General features: G+C 64.0%; 14 protein-coding genes. 7 read left to right on the top strand and 7 right to left on the bottom strand.

Annotation, left to right across the window (positions count from 1 at the left end):
* Positions 1–40: 40 nt before the first annotated feature.
* Positions 41–952 (bottom strand): LysR family transcriptional regulator, encoded by a 912-nt coding sequence (locus EJ066_RS03720; protein WP_126035015.1) that lies wholly within the window; start codon positions 950–952, stop codon positions 41–43.
* Positions 953–1,059: 107 nt separating this feature from the next.
* Here EJ066_RS03720 and EJ066_RS03715 point away from each other — a divergent pair, with 107 nt between their 5' ends.
* Genes EJ066_RS03715 through EJ066_RS03705 form a run of 3 tightly spaced genes read left to right on the top strand, consistent with a single transcriptional unit; the run spans position 1,060 to position 2,738 of the window.
* A complete protein-coding gene (locus EJ066_RS03715) occupies positions 1,060–1,611 on the top strand; it encodes a carboxymuconolactone decarboxylase family protein (RefSeq protein WP_126035013.1) in 552 nt (183 codons plus the stop codon).
* A gap of 35 nt (positions 1,612–1,646) precedes the next feature.
* Positions 1,647–2,117: a DUF1348 family protein gene (locus tag EJ066_RS03710; protein WP_065009936.1), complete on the top strand. Its 471-nt coding sequence runs from the start codon at positions 1,647–1,649 to the stop codon at positions 2,115–2,117.
* Between the two features lie 12 nt (positions 2,118–2,129).
* Entirely contained in the window at positions 2,130–2,738 is a 609-nt protein-coding gene (locus EJ066_RS03705; protein ID WP_126035011.1) for a pyridoxamine 5'-phosphate oxidase family protein, read from the top strand.
* Between the two features lie 19 nt (positions 2,739–2,757).
* On the opposite strand, the gene EJ066_RS03700 is transcribed toward EJ066_RS03705, so the two are convergent.
* The 3 genes from EJ066_RS03700 to ftsE all read right to left on the bottom strand — a co-directional run bounded on the left by EJ066_RS03700 (position 2,758) and on the right by ftsE (position 5,202).
* On the bottom strand, positions 2,758–3,483 hold the full coding sequence (locus tag EJ066_RS03700; RefSeq protein WP_126035010.1) for a YdcF family protein: 726 nt from the start codon (positions 3,481–3,483) through the stop codon (positions 2,758–2,760).
* 77 nt (positions 3,484–3,560) lie between these two features.
* Positions 3,561–4,550, bottom strand: coding sequence for an ABC transporter permease (locus EJ066_RS03695; protein ID WP_126035008.1), 990 nt, complete (start codon positions 4,548–4,550; stop codon positions 3,561–3,563).
* Positions 4,543–5,202, bottom strand: a complete 660-nt coding sequence (ftsE, locus tag EJ066_RS03690) for a cell division ATP-binding protein FtsE (protein ID WP_010911739.1) — start codon at positions 5,200–5,202, stop codon at positions 4,543–4,545. The genes EJ066_RS03695 and ftsE overlap by 8 nt, the downstream gene beginning before the upstream one ends.
* 238 nt (positions 5,203–5,440) lie before the next feature.
* Here ftsE and EJ066_RS03685 point away from each other — a divergent pair, with 238 nt between their 5' ends.
* The 3 genes from EJ066_RS03685 to EJ066_RS03675 all read left to right on the top strand — a co-directional run bounded on the left by EJ066_RS03685 (position 5,441) and on the right by EJ066_RS03675 (position 7,274).
* The gene (locus tag EJ066_RS03685) at positions 5,441–6,037 is read left to right on the top strand and encodes a hypothetical protein (protein ID WP_245455068.1); all 597 of its coding nucleotides are present in this window, start codon (positions 5,441–5,443) and stop codon (positions 6,035–6,037) included.
* A gap of 26 nt (positions 6,038–6,063) precedes the next feature.
* The gene (gene hpt / locus EJ066_RS03680) at positions 6,064–6,606 is read left to right on the top strand and encodes a hypoxanthine phosphoribosyltransferase (protein WP_126035004.1); all 543 of its coding nucleotides are present in this window, start codon (positions 6,064–6,066) and stop codon (positions 6,604–6,606) included.
* 296 nt (positions 6,607–6,902) lie between these two features.
* The gene (locus tag EJ066_RS03675; RefSeq protein ID WP_126035002.1) at positions 6,903–7,274 is read left to right on the top strand and encodes a response regulator; all 372 of its coding nucleotides are present in this window, start codon (positions 6,903–6,905) and stop codon (positions 7,272–7,274) included.
* Positions 7,275–7,291: 17 nt separating this feature from the next.
* Here the strand turns inward: EJ066_RS03675 and EJ066_RS03670 are convergent, their stop codons facing one another.
* Complete coding sequence (locus EJ066_RS03670) at positions 7,292–8,242, bottom strand: DMT family transporter (protein WP_126035000.1); 951 nt, start codon at positions 8,240–8,242, stop codon at positions 7,292–7,294.
* A gap of 276 nt (positions 8,243–8,518) precedes the next feature.
* Here EJ066_RS03670 and EJ066_RS03665 point away from each other — a divergent pair, with 276 nt between their 5' ends.
* Positions 8,519–9,376 carry a LysR substrate-binding domain-containing protein gene (locus tag EJ066_RS03665; protein WP_126034997.1) on the top strand — a complete coding sequence of 286 codons (858 nt, stop codon included), beginning with the start codon at positions 8,519–8,521 and terminating at the stop codon, positions 9,374–9,376.
* Between the two features lie 86 nt (positions 9,377–9,462).
* Here EJ066_RS03665 and EJ066_RS03660 read toward each other — a convergent pair whose 3' ends face one another.
* Together EJ066_RS03660 and EJ066_RS03655 are read right to left on the bottom strand one after the other, a co-directional pair.
* Positions 9,463–12,129, bottom strand: a complete 2,667-nt coding sequence (locus EJ066_RS03660) for a TIGR02302 family protein (RefSeq protein ID WP_126034995.1) — start codon at positions 12,127–12,129, stop codon at positions 9,463–9,465.
* Positions 12,130–12,347: 218 nt separating this feature from the next.
* Positions 12,348–13,289 carry a threonine/serine dehydratase gene (locus EJ066_RS03655; RefSeq protein ID WP_126034992.1) on the bottom strand — a complete coding sequence of 314 codons (942 nt, stop codon included), beginning with the start codon at positions 13,287–13,289 and terminating at the stop codon, positions 12,348–12,350.
* Positions 13,290–13,339: the final 50 nt, after the last annotated feature.

Raw genomic sequence — 13,339 nt, 5'->3', positions numbered from 1 at the left:
GGACGGATATCGATCCGATTTGATGAGCGCTATCCGCTCGTCAGGCCTGCCACGTCGCTTGCACCAGCCGCTTCTTCAGGCGTGGGGCGGCGAAATCGAGGAACGCACGCAGTTTCACCGGCAGCAGACCCTGGCCGGCATGCACGAGACTGACCGGCCATGGCTGCGGCTCGAATGCCTGCAGCACGGCGCGGAGTGTGCCCGCCCGCACCGCAGCTGTGATCTGGTAGGAAAGCACCCTCGTCATCCCGGCGCCGGCAACCGCGGCATCGACCGCCGCTTCCGCGGTGTTGACCCGAAGCCGTGAGCGGATCGGAACAGCGAGCTCGGTCTTGCCGGTGGCAAAAGTCCATGCCGCGGGAGCGGTGAGCCCCTCGAAGGTGATGCAGCTATGTGCCGCGAGGTCTCTCGGGGTCTCCGGCATGCCGTGCTCGGCCAGATAGGCCGGGCTCGCGCAAACAACGCGCCGGATCGAGCCGATGCGGGTGGCCACCAGACTCGAGTCGGGAAGCTCGCCTATGCGGACGGCGAGATCGATGTGCTCCTCGCTCAACTGGGTTATCCGGTCTGCGAGCATCAGGCGGATAGCCACGTCGGGGTAGGCGGCGAGGAAGCCGGTGACGACCGGCAGCACATGCAGGCGGCCAAAGACGATCGGTGCGGTGATGATCAGTTCGCCCGTCGGGGCGATGTATTCGCCGGCGGCGGTCCGCTCGGCCTCGCCGACCTCGTCGAGAATGCGACGGCAGGCAGCGAGGTAGGCGTAACCCGCGTCGGTCAGCGTCAGCTGCCGCGTCGAGCGGTTCAGGAGACGCGTCTTCAGATGCCGCTCCAGGTCGGAGACCTTGCGGCTGACCGTTGCAAGTGGGATGTCGAAACGGCGTCCGGCGGCCGAAAGGCTGCCGGCCTCCACCGCGGCGACGAAAAGCGACATGGCCTCGAGGCGATCCATGGTTCTCCCGAAAAATGGAAGGATCAATTGCAAATATGACACCTACATCCGAAACATGGAAGGGGGCATGTTTGGTGGCGAAGCTGATCGATGAGAAGGAAATGCCCATGCCCCGTATCTCTACACCTGCGTCCATAGAGGCCGCGCCTGCTGCGTCGCAGCCGATGTTGCATGCCGTCGAGAAGCAACTCGGCGTTGTCCCAAATCTCTTCAGGCTCATTTCCAATAGCCCGGCTGCGCTGGAAGGCTATCTCAGTCTGTCCGGAGCGCTTGCCAAGGGCCGCCTTCCCGCGCCGACGCGCGAGCGCATCGCTCTGGCGGTCGCCGAGATCAATGGCTGCAGCTACTGCCTTTCCGCCCACACCTATCTCGGCAAGAACCTCGCCAAGCTTGACGATGCCGAGATGGTCGCCAATCGCGGCGGTGGGTCCAACGACCCCAAGGCCGCCGCAGCGGTGCGTTTCGCCGCTAAGATTGCGCGCGACCGTGGACATATCGATGACGAGGATCTCAGCGCCGTCAGGCTCGCAGGCTACGACGATGCGCAGATTATCGAGATCGTCCAGCATGTCGCTCTCAATGTCTGGACCAATTATATCAATGAGGTTGCCAGGACGGAGATCGACTTTCCGGTCGTTTCTGCCCGCAGGGCAGCTTGAATTCAGCAACCGTGAGCCCATCGCAAGGAGTTCCCATGGCTGAAAGCCGCCCGCCGCTCCCGCCATTCACCGCCGAGACCGCCGCACAGAAGGCACGCATGGCGGAGGATGCCTGGAACTCCCGTGATCCGGCACGGGTCGCGCTTGCGTACACAATCGACAGTCGCTGGCGCAACCGGGCCGAGTTCCTGCAAGGGCGCGATGCCATCCAGACCTTCCTCACACGCAAATGGGGTCGCGAACGCGACTACCGGCTCATCAAGGAGGTCTGGGCCTTCCGCGACAATCGTATCGCCGTGCGTTTCGCTTATGAATGGCACGACGACAGCGGCTCGTGGTTTCGCAGCTACGGCAACGAGAACTGGGAGTTCGACGAACATGGATTGATGCGCTTGCGCATCGCCAGCATCAACGACCTGCCGATCCGCGAGGCCGACCGCAAATATCATTGGCCGCTCGGCCGCCGGCCGGACGACCATCCGTCTCTGACGGAACTCGGCCTTTGAAGGAGGCTTTCCATGAACGCTCACGTCTTCACCAGCGATGTCGCCTTTACGCCAACCGTCAAGGCGATCCAGGCCCGCAAAGGCTCACGTGATGCCTATGCCCGTGTTGAGGAGCGTGGCGGCTGGCAAGCTGATATCACGCCCGATCTCGCCGCCTTCATCGAGGCGCAGACCAGCGTCTTCCTGTCGACGGCCAATGGTGACGGCCAGCCCTACATCCAGCATCGCGGCGGGCCGGCCGGCTTCCTCAAGGTGCTCGACGAGCGGACGATCGGCTTCACGGATTTCTCCGGCAACAGGCAATTCATCACCCAGGGCAATCTCGACGACAACCCCCGCGCTTTCCTGTTCCTGATCGACTATGCCCACCGGCAGCGCATCAAGATCTGGGGCAGCGCGCGTGTCGTCGAGGACGACCCTGAACTGATGGCGAAGCTGATGCCGGAAGGCTACAAGGCGCGCCCCGAGCAAATCATCCTGTTTACGGTTTCGGCCTGGGATTCCAATTGCCCGCAGCACATTCCGCAGCGTTTCGAAGCCGCTGATGTGGCGGCGGCGCTGGCCGAGCGGGACAAGCGTATCGAATGGCTCGAACAGGAGATCGCGCGCCTGCGTGGATGAGGCACGATGCGCAGACTGCTCAGTCTTCTGCTGTCGAAATTTCTGCGAGCGCGATGCCGGTTGGCGTTGGCTTCACCGGCACGATGCCGCGCGCCAGCGCCAGCAGATATTTGTTGTATTCGGTGAACAGCACGCGCAAGGCTCTGGGCTTGATCAGCCAGCCGCCATTGCCAAGATTGCTGTTGACCACCGGATAGGGCTCGAGCTTGGCGTTGCGCAGCAGCCGGCCCATTTCCAGCAGGCTGCGCGGCATGTGATAGTTGTTGGTGACGAGGATCACGGTGCCATAGGCATGGTCCTCCACCCATTTGGCGCTTTCCTCGGCATTGCCGATCGTGTCGAGCGCGGCGCGGTCGATGTCGACGCAGCAGGAAAACAATCTCTTGTCGCCGCGGGTTGCGACCTGAAGCTGGCGGCGGCTGGCGGAAGGATGCACGCCGCTGATCAGCAGCCGCTCGCCCTTCCCGGAGGCAAGCAGGCCCATAGCGGCGTCGAGACGCGAGTGGCCGCCGGTCAGCACGATGATGGCATCGGCCTTTGCCGGATTGGCGGGCGTCGTGAGATGGCTGACGGTGCTGGCGAACCAGCCGAAACCGCCGGCAAACAGCGTTGCCAGCAGGAGCAGAAAAAGAGCGGAGATGCGTAACGCGCCGACCAATCGGCTGGACTTGGCGCGCTCACGGGAACGCGTAATCACCAAGGGCAACTGTCCAGCGGTTCCGGTCGAGTCGCGCGCGTCCATCATCTTATCGTTAACCCCGAAATACGGCGTTTAGTAGGTGAAAAAGCACACATTACGTTACGCTAATTCTCTATCCGTGATCACCCCGCGTCCGGTTGGCGGACATCGATGTCGTTGAGATAGGTGACGACGGTGACATGAGAGGTTGCCGCCGTCAGCACGCCGATGACCAGCACCATCAGGGCGACGCCGAGATAGCCTGCTGAACCGATGGCGAAATTGCCGAACAGGGCGGTCGCCTGATCGGCCTGAGGCGTCGCCATATTGCGCGACGACCACCATGAAAAGACGATGAAGACGAGCACCGCCGCCGCACCTCCGGCGGCTGCTCCCTTCATGCCGGTGACCAGAAAATGCTGGCGGAATTCGCGCGCGATGAAGCGCGCTTCGGCGCCGACGAAATGCAGCACCTCGATGATGTGGCCGTTTCCGGCCATGGCGCCGCGCGTTGCGAACACCACGGTCAGCACGGTTGCCGACAGCATCAGCGCCAGCACGGCGACGCCGATGGTCACCGTGGTACGGGCCATGGCCACCAGCCGGTCGACCCAGGTGCGATGGTCGTCAAGTGCGGCACTCGGCAGCTTTGGCGTGATCGCGGCGCGCATCGCCGTAAAATCGGGCGGGTTGTTCTCGTCTATGGTGACGATGATCAGACGCGGCACCGGCAGGTCGTCGATGTTGAGGCCCGAACCCAGCCAAGGCTCCAAAAGCCGCGCCGTGGCATCGCGGTCGACGATCCGGGTAGCCTTCACGCCGGGAAATTCGCTGGCGATCTGCGAGGCCTGGGCAAGTGCCGCCTCCATGTCGAGGCCGTCGACGGGCTTGATCTGGATCGTCGCCTCGCGCGAGATCTGGTTCTCCCAGACCGAGGCGGTGTCGCGCACCAGCGTCACCGCACCGAAAGTCAGACAGGAGAGGAACGTCATGATGGCGATGACCAGGACCAGCGCCCGGCCGGCGATGTTCTGCGCCGGCACGATCGGTGCCATCTTGCGCTGAATGCGCGGCGTCGTCCGAGCCCGCTCGGCGTGTTGGTCTTCGACGTGGTCGCCGGAAAGGTCAGTCATAGATGTCCAGCCTTCCGCCAGCCAGGATCATGCGTCGCGCGTCGACCTGTTCCATCAGGCCGAGGTCGTGCGTTGCGATCACCACCGCGGTGCCTAGCCGGTTGAGTTCGATGAACAGCCGCAACAGGCGCCGCGCCAGCGGCGGATCGACATTGCCGGTCGGCTCGTCGGCGAGCAGGATCTCGGGCTGCTCGATCAGCGCCCTGGCGATCGCGGCGCGCTGCTTCTCACCACCCGACAGCACCGGCGGCAGCACATGCATGCGCTCGCCGAGGCCGACCCATTTCAGCAACTCGGTCACGTCGGTGCGGTAGCTCGCCTCCTCACGCCCGCGCACGCGCAGCGGCAAGGCCACATTCTCATAGGTCGTCATGTGGTCGAGCAGGCGAAAGTCCTGGAACACCACGCCGATGCGCCGCCTCAGATGCGGCAGCTCCGTGCGCGAGATGCGCGAGCGGTCCTTGCCGAAGATGGTGATCAGCCCGCGCGTCGGTTTGAGCGACATGAACAAAAGCCTAAGCAGCGTCGTCTTGCCGGCGCCCGAAGGGCCGCTCAGGAACTGGAAGGAGCGCTCCGGTATGTGCAAGGAAATGTCGCGGAGGATTTCCGGACCCATGCCATAGCGGAGGCCGACATTTTCGAAGCGGATCACGTTCGACGACCTGAAACTTGCGGTGGCGACGAGCCAGCCTTCTCTGAGAAAAGACCATCGGCCGGCATGGTTAACCGGCGGTTAATTCCGGAGTTTTTTGGGCGCGTCACAAGGGACTCCGGTGGGGGAAGCGTTAACCATTTCCGTTTACGCAAAAGAAACGAAGAGCGAACAGGTGCTGTAGTGCTGGGGCCGTATGGCTGAGGATCGAACCGCGCGCCCGATTTCCGGCGAAATCATGACCGCGGCTGCCGCACCGGAACGCATCATGCGTGGCCCAGCCGATGACATTGTCGATGCCGACTACCAGGTGCTGCCGCGCCTCACCGCCGGTATCGACCTTTCACCGCCGCTTTCTCGCCTGATCGCCGCGCCATCGATCGAAGGCATGGACATGCTGCGCAAACCCGAAGCCGCGATGGAACGGCCGCGAGCGTCGCGCGGCGGGCCGATCTTCTGGATCGCCGGCCTCAGTGTCGCGTTTGCAGCCTTCTGGGTTTCGGGCGGGCACGCGCTGGTGCGCCAGGCGCCGCTTCTTCTCGCTGCACCGGAAACGGGCGATGCATTCAGCATTTCAGGCGTCACTTCGCGTGTCGATGCGTCCGGACTGAGACCTGTCCTGTTCGTCGACGGCGAGGCCGCGAACGACGGCGCTGGCCCGTCGCCACTGCCGCCGCTGGAGATCCGGGTCACCGGCAAGGATGGGCACATCACCCGCTACACGCTGTCAACTTCCAGCCGTTCGCTGGCGCCCGGTGAAAGATTTGGCTTTTCCAGCCGGCTCGACGTGCCTAGAAACGGAGTGAGGGCCGTTTCGGTCGCTTTCGCCAACTAGGCGAATATTTCTTGGAAAGGCTGCCAATGCCAGTCGTGCGCGGCAAGGATATCGAGGTTCTGTTTTCGGCGTCGGCGATTGCCCGCCGCAACCTGGAACTCGCCAAGGAGATCGCCGGGCACGATTTTCAGGACCTTCTGGTGATTTCGGTGCTGAAAGGATCGTTTATCTTCGCCGCCGATCTCATCCGCGCCATGCACGATGTCGGCTTGTCGCCCGAGGTCGAGTTCATCTTCATCTCCAGCTATGGCGCCGGCACCACAAGCGGCGAGGTGAGGGTGCTGCGCGACATCGACAATGAGGTCGCCGGCCGCGACGTGCTGTTGATCGACGACATTCTCGAATCCGGCAAGACGCTGTCCTTCACCCGCGACCTGATGCTGTCGCGCGGCGCCAAAAGCTGCGCCATCGCCGTGCTGCTCGACAAGCGCATGCGCCGCCAGACCGCACTCAATGCCGACTATGTCGGCTTCGACTGCCCCGATTATTTCGTCGTCGGCTACGGCATGGATGTCGCCCACGCTTTTCGCGAACTACCCTTTGTCGGCGTCGTCAAGGGCGACGCCTGAGGTGTGTTGATATTCAGGTGATGCCGGCCTGCAAACAGCTCACGTACCCAAAAATACGCTCCGCTCCGGCCTACGTCGGCCATAGCCCCTTATGAGCGCCTCCGCCCTATGAAGGTTACGGCCGGCGTAGGCCGGTTCTCGGAACCCGCTGTTTTCGACTCGGCCTGACCTGAATCTCAACACACCCTGGAACTCGATCCCGAAAGATGCAACTCTTCGATGCGGCGCTTTGGATTTCTCCCTGACCGCGCTTGCGGTTCAGGAAAAGTCAACTTTTCCCCGCCAAACATTTCTCCATGGCAAAGCTCCTGATCGTCGAGGACGATGAGTCCGTCCGCACCCTCGCCGCCCGTGCGCTCGAACGCGCCGGGCATATGATCGACATCGCCGCCGACGGCGCGCAGGGGCTTGCCCTGATCCGCGCGGCGCGAGGCGGCTACGACCTTGTCGTCTCCGATATCCGCATGCCGGAAATGGACGGCATCGAGATGGCCAAGGCGGCGGTGAGGCTTTTCCCGGCGACGAAGATCTTGCTGATGACCGGCTACGCCGACCAGCGCGAGCGCGCCGAGGAATTGAACGGCGTCATTCTGGACGTCGTGCAGAAGCCGTTCACGCTGGCCGAAATCCGTGCGCGTGTCGAACGGGCGCTCGCCTGTTTCGCGTGAAGAAGGCCTGACTGCGGTCAGGCGGGATCGCAGGTCGGTTGGATTGCCGGACCGCTGCTCCGGCGTCGGCTGGCGTTGAGCGCGAACAGGCCGGCGCCGATGATAAGAGCCGCACCGATGACGGTGGTCGATCGCGGCACTTCGGCAAAGAACAGGAAGCCCCAAAGCGGCGACCAGATGATGCCGGTGTATTCGAAGGTGGCGACGCTGTTGGCGGGCGCCAGCCGATAGGCCTGCGACAACAGGACCATCCCGGCCGAAGCGACGAAGCCGCAGGCCGCCATCTTCAGGAAGTCGATCGGCGTCGGCCAGATCCACGGCCTGACCAGGAATTCGAGGCTCGGATGCGTGGCGTGGCCTATTCCCGCCATCCAGAAGAGCCCGGCGACCACTGCCGCGCCCAAGAGGTAGACGCCGTTTTGATAGAACGCCATGACCGTGGATGATTCGGTGTCACCGATCTTGCGGGCCATCAATTGCGAAAAACCGTAAAGCACCGCCGAGGCCAGCGACAGCAGTGCCGCCCAGTCGAACAGCCCGGCACCGGGCCGCAGCATAACCAGCACGCCGAGCATCCCGACCACGACGGTTACCAACGTCTGCCACGCCACCCGTTCGCCGAGATAAGGACCGGCAAGCGCCATGATGAACAGCGGCGCCATGAAATAGAGCGCCACCGCGTCGGCAAGCGGCAGGGCGGCGATCGCCAGATAGTAGACCGTGTAGGAGGTGAACAGGATGAAGGCGCGCATCGTCAGCATGCGAAATCGCTTCGAAAAGATCGCCCTGAGCCCGACATCGGCATGAACGAGCACGAGAAGAATGGGCAGGGCAACGATGGAGCGAACGGCCATCACCTCGGTCACCGGATAAGTGCCCGATACGGCCTTGATTAGCGGGTCCTGGAGCGAGAACACCAGAACGCCGAGGCAAAGGCTTGCCATGCCGAGGACGATCCGGTTCTGCATGGCGTTCAACGGCTCCTGTCGTGTGCGGCCCGAACGGTCGTTGTCCCAAAACCGCCGCGGACCCCCGGTTCCAGCCCGAGGGCATGCTTGGGCGACATGCATTAAAAAGAACCCGCCACCGTTTCGGGCAGCGGGTACGAGTGAGGACTTTTGATTGGTCCGCAGCCGATTTCGCAGCCGCATATCCAATGGGTGAAGCGACTATTATCCGCCGTTTGACATGTTGCAAACGAATTGGAATGATGCCAGCAATAAGATTTTCTTATGGCGGATTACATGAAGCCCACGCTCGACAGCGATCTGCTGCGCACCTTCGTCGCGGTTGCCGACACCGGCAATTTCACCAAGGCCGCGGTGCAGGCCGGCCGGACCCAGTCGGCGGTTTCGATGCAGATGAAGAGGCTCGAAGATGTGGTCGGCGACAGCCTGTTCGAGCGCGGCTCGCGCGGTGTGGCGCTGACGCGCCGCGGCGGCGAACTCATCGTCAACGCCCGCCGGATCGTGTCGCTGCTGGACGAGACGGCGGCATCGATGGTCGCGGCGCCGCTTGGCGGGCCGGTGCGCATCGGCATCCCGGAGGAATACGGCCACGCGATCCTGTCGCGCGCGCTCGGCGCCTTTGCCAAGCGCCATCCTCAGGTCGATATCACCGTCCGCTACGCGCATTCCGGTGCGCAGATCGCTGCGCTCGCCGCTGGCGAGCTCGACCTGGCGGTGGTGTTCGAATGGCAGGACCTTTTCGGCGGCGAAGTGCTGATGCACGATCCGACCGTATGGGTGACCTCGGAGCTGCATCACATGCATGAGGAGCGGCCGGTGCCGATCGCGCTCTACAACCGTGCCGGCTGGTGCAAGGATTTCGCGATCAAGTCGCTGGAACAGCGCGGTCTCGCCTATCGCGTCGCCTATACCAGCGATACCAATGGCGGCCTGCGGCTTGCCGTCACCTCCGGGCTGGCGATCGCGCCGATCTCGCGCAGCAACATCCCGGCCGGCTGCCGCGAACTTACGGCCGCCGACGGGTTCGGCGACATCGATTCCTCGAACGTGGTGCTGCGCCGCAATCCGAAGGCTTCCGGCGAGGCCATCGACGGCATGGAAGAGGCGATCCGCGAGGCGTTCATCAACCGGTAGAGCATGTCATCCAAAATTGCGCAGCCCGGCGATAGTGGCCACCTTGGTGCGCGCATGGCGATCTTCCGACCGTAAAAAGAGCGGCTTTACTTCAGCTCCAGCAGCCGTTCCAGATAGCTACGTTCGATTTCGGGGCTGAGCGCGTTGCCGAGCCGCTTGCGGATCGCATCGAGTATCTGGCGCGCGCGCTGTACGTCGATTTCGTCCGGGACCTTCACCGAACTTCCATCATCGGGACCCTCGCTGGCGCGCGGCCGGCCGAGGGGATCGCGGTCGGCGTTCTGCTGGCGGCCACCCTGCTCGCTGCCGCCCTCGTCGCCCTGCATGGCCTGCAACTGCTTCATCATGTCCTTGGCGCCCTTGCGCAACGCCTCCAGCGCGCGACCCTGATGACCGACGGCCTGGTCGCCGTCGCTCTCGCCAAGCGCCTGTTCGGCATTGCCCATGGATTTGCCGGCGTCGCCAAATCCCTCATTGGGCTCGAGCCCCATGCCTTCGAGACCTTTCCTCAGTTGGTCGAGGTCGCCCTGCAGCTTGCCCTGACCTTCCTGCAGCTGTTTCAGCGCATCGGCGAATTCCTGTGGCGTCATCGGCTTCTGCCGGCCGAGCGGATCGCGGTCTTCACCGGGGCCGGGCCTGCCTTGTTCGTCCATTGGGCCCGGCTCGCCGTTCTCGCCGAGCTGCTCGTCGCGATTCTCTCCACGCTGACGCTGGCCGCGCTGCATCTGATCCATGCGGAAGGTTTCGTTCATCATCTCCTGCTGGCGACGCATGATCTCGCCAAGCTTGTCCATCTGCTGGCGCATCTCGCTGTTCTGCTGGCCGCCCTGCTGCTGACGTCCGGCCTGCAGATTGTTCATCATGTCCTGCAGTTGCGAAAGCAATTGCTGCGCGCTGTCGCGATCGCCTGACTTCGCCAGATTCTCGATCTGGTCCATCATGCGTTCGATGTCGCTCTGGCGCAGTTCCTGGCCGTTCTGCTGCATCTGCGGCGCGTTCGGATTCTGCTGCGCACGTTGGGCGAATTCCTGCAGGAACTGGTTCATCGCCTCGCGCAGTTCCTTCATCGCCTTGTCGATTTCCTCGTCGCTGGCGCCGTTCTTGATCGCGTCCTGCAGCGCCTGCTGCGCTTGGCGCAGCCGCCTCTCGGCCGCCGAAAGATTGCCTTCCTCGATGCCGAGCGCGATCTCCCACAGATAGGCGACCTCGTCGCGCAACTGGTCGTCGCTGTCTGCCATCTTCAACCGGCTGCGGGCGCTCATGATGGCGAGGTAGTGCGCCATGTTGTCGAACGTGTCTTCGGGCCTGAGCGTGATCGCGTCCATCAGGTCGAGCACGCGGCTCTTGGCGTTGGTGTCGAGCGCCAGCAGGCGGCGCTGCTCGATCACGGCCCTCGCCAGCGGGTTGGAGAAAGGCCGCTCCGGCATCACCAGGGTCTTGGTTTCGCTGGTTGCCGCATGTCCGGCATCGTCGGTGGCGACAAGCGCGAGCTTGATGTTGCCGCCGGCCCAGACATGCTCGGTCAGGTCCTTCGTGGTTTTGGCGGCATTCCCCTTTGCGCCGCGGCGCGGCAGCGACAGCGGCATTTCGGGCGGGCCATAGAGCGGATGCGCATTCGGCGCCGGTGGGTCGACCAATGCGAAATCCGCCTTGGCGGAGGCCGCGCCATAGTCGTCGTCGATCTGGTAGTTGAGTTCGAATGTGCCGTTGGCGGCGCGTTTCGGCTCGCCGACGAAGCGGATCTGCGGCGGCTTGTCCGGGATCACCGCGAAGGCCCATTGGCCGAGCTCGTCACCGCCCGATTCCAGCGTCAGCGTGCCGTTGGCCGTCAGCTTTCCGGTGAACTGGCGCACTGTGGAGGGTATTGCCGGGGAGGGCGTTGCCGGGGTTGCCGCCGGCTTGGTCGTGTCGGCCTGCGGCCCGGCAGGCTCGATGGTGCGGGCGTTGCCGCCGGCGTCCGTGTAGCTCAGTGTTTCCTCGCCCGAACCGCCGGTGACGCGCAGCGATACATCGCTGCCTTCCGGAACGGTAAAGGCGGACGCTGCCTGATTACCATTGTTGGCGAGGGCTGGGTTGGCGAGAGCTGGGTTGGCGAGGGCTGGGGCGGTGAGGAAGACCGGCGGCCGGCCGGTGTAAGCCGGCGGCGTCACCCAGGCGTCGATGCGCGGCGGCACGGCGTCACGCGCCGCCTGGGCACTGAACCCGTCTGCGATGCGGCCGCCCGACGGTCCGAAGGAGAAGGCAAAGGCGGTGACCAACAGAAGCGCCGCCACCGCGCGCAGCCCCCACGGGTCGCGCTCCGGGACCCGCGTGCGCGGCAGGTCGCCACCGAGATTGCCGAGTTTCTCGGCCATGCGTTTCTGGTGCTCGCGCCACAGCGCTTGCGAAAAAATGCTTTCCCTGCCGCTCGGCCGGTCGGTCTGCACCAGCACCGGGCTGTGCAGCAATTGGTTGGCCGCCTCGATGCGCCGGTCGATCTCGGCGCTGGACGGCACTCGGAAGAAACGCAGGGGATAGAGCGCGCCAAGGGCTGCGATGGCGAACGCTGCCAGAAGGCCGATGCGCGCCGTATCGGGCAGCAGAAGGAAGAGGCCGAGCCACGAGACGCTGAGGAACAGGCTGGCAACAATGACCAGCGGAAGCAGCAACGGCCAGCCACGCTCGACCGTCATCGAAACCCGCGTTGCCAACCGGCTCAGGGCAAGGCGCCCGGCCAGGCTGCGATCGCTGGTGAGAGTGGGTCGTTGCGTCATCGGCCCTTCCTGGTCGAGCGGATAGCCCGAACCTCACGACTCTTCGCATCGACCCGAAAACCGGAATCGATTTTCGGCAAGTACGATGCGAAGACTCAAAGTCTTGAGACACGTACTTTGCGCATCCAAGCGGATGCACGTTGCTCCAAGCATACCAACAAACACGGCGAAGGCGAGGCGGTTCCCTAAAACGTGAACAGGATTGCTCCCTATTATCGTCAGAACTTAGCCGGATCGGCGTTTGCACCGCAGACCAGCACGGCGACACGCTCGCCCGCAGCCGGCGCGTAGCGGCCGGACAGGATCGCCGCGAAGGCCGCGGCGCCGCCCGGCTCGGAGATGATTCGCGCCCGGTCCCAAAGCCCCGCCTGCGCGGCGATGATCTCGTCGTCACTGACCAGTATGGAGCGCTCCACGAAGGCCTCGGCGATCGGAAACATCAATTCGCCGACACGCTTGGGCGCCAGCGAATCGGCGGCGATGCCCTCGGCCGGCGCGTCGACGGGCCTGCCGGCCTCGAAGGCGCGATAAAGCGTCGGCGCGCCCTCGGGCTCGACCGCGATGATCCTGATGCGGCCAGCAAACCAGGCGGCGATGCCGCCGATCAGGCCGCCGCCACCGACGGCGACCAGCAGCGTGTCGAGCTCAGGCAGGTCGGCCTCGATCTCGAGGCCAAGCGTGCCTTGCCCGACCAGCGTTTCCTCCTGGTTGAAGGCGTGGATCTGCAGCGCTCCGGATTCTTGCGCGAAGCTCTCGCTGGCGGCCAACGCCTCGGCATAGCGCGCGCCGCCGACAATCAACTCGGCGCCGTAGCCACGGATTCGTTCCAGCTTGGCCGGTGGGCTCACTTCGGGAACGAAGATGGTCGCCTTGTGGCCAAGCCGCATAGCGGCATAGGCGACCGCGGCACCATGGTTGCCGCCCGATGCCGCGACGACGCCGGCCTTGGGAACCGGCCGCTCGAGAAGATTGGTGAACGCGCCGCGCGCCTTGAACGAGCCGGAATGCTGCAGGCATTCGAGCTTCAGGTCGACGCTGAGAGGCGGACGGCCGAAATCGGCCATGTCGACACGCAGCACCGGCGTGTGGCGCACGAATGGCCGGATGCGCGGTTCCATCGAAGCGATGCGTTCGCGTGTGATCATATTGCCGTTCAGCATGGCCTGCTCCCTAGGGTTGACATTAATTAGTAACTTAGCAAAATGGCTAA

This window comes from Mesorhizobium sp. M9A.F.Ca.ET.002.03.1.2, from assembly GCF_003952365.1.
Classification (GTDB): domain Bacteria; phylum Pseudomonadota; class Alphaproteobacteria; order Rhizobiales; family Rhizobiaceae; genus Mesorhizobium.
Note: the sequence above shows the minus strand (reverse complement) of the source record. Positions and strands in the feature narration are given on the sequence as shown.

What these genes read in the sequence shown, in the direction of transcription:
- hpt (WP_126035004.1), top strand. Translation starts at nt 6,064, where the DNA reads ATGCCAGTCGTGCGCGGCAAGGATATCGAGGTTCTGTTTTCGGCGTCG.
- EJ066_RS03685 (WP_245455068.1), top strand. Translation starts at nt 5,441, where the DNA reads ATGACCGCGGCTGCCGCACCGGAACGCATCATGCGTGGCCCAGCCGAT.
- EJ066_RS03670 (WP_126035000.1), bottom strand. Translation starts at nt 8,242, where the DNA reads ATGCAGAACCGGATCGTCCTCGGCATGGCAAGCCTTTGCCTCGGCGTT.
- EJ066_RS03700 (WP_126035010.1), bottom strand. Translation starts at nt 3,483, where the DNA reads ATGATGGACGCGCGCGACTCGACCGGAACCGCTGGACAGTTGCCCTTG.
- EJ066_RS03655 (WP_126034992.1), bottom strand. Translation starts at nt 13,289, where the DNA reads ATGCTGAACGGCAATATGATCACACGCGAACGCATCGCTTCGATGGAA.
- EJ066_RS03665 (WP_126034997.1), top strand. Translation starts at nt 8,519, where the DNA reads ATGAAGCCCACGCTCGACAGCGATCTGCTGCGCACCTTCGTCGCGGTT.
- EJ066_RS03675 (WP_126035002.1), top strand. Translation starts at nt 6,903, where the DNA reads ATGGCAAAGCTCCTGATCGTCGAGGACGATGAGTCCGTCCGCACCCTC.
- EJ066_RS03715 (WP_126035013.1), top strand. Translation starts at nt 1,060, where the DNA reads ATGCCCCGTATCTCTACACCTGCGTCCATAGAGGCCGCGCCTGCTGCG.
- EJ066_RS03710 (WP_065009936.1), top strand. Translation starts at nt 1,647, where the DNA reads ATGGCTGAAAGCCGCCCGCCGCTCCCGCCATTCACCGCCGAGACCGCC.
- EJ066_RS03705 (WP_126035011.1), top strand. Translation starts at nt 2,130, where the DNA reads ATGAACGCTCACGTCTTCACCAGCGATGTCGCCTTTACGCCAACCGTC.
- EJ066_RS03695 (WP_126035008.1), bottom strand. Translation starts at nt 4,550, where the DNA reads ATGACTGACCTTTCCGGCGACCACGTCGAAGACCAACACGCCGAGCGG.
- EJ066_RS03660 (WP_126034995.1), bottom strand. Translation starts at nt 12,129, where the DNA reads ATGACGCAACGACCCACTCTCACCAGCGATCGCAGCCTGGCCGGGCGC.
- EJ066_RS03720 (WP_126035015.1), bottom strand. Translation starts at nt 952, where the DNA reads ATGGATCGCCTCGAGGCCATGTCGCTTTTCGTCGCCGCGGTGGAGGCC.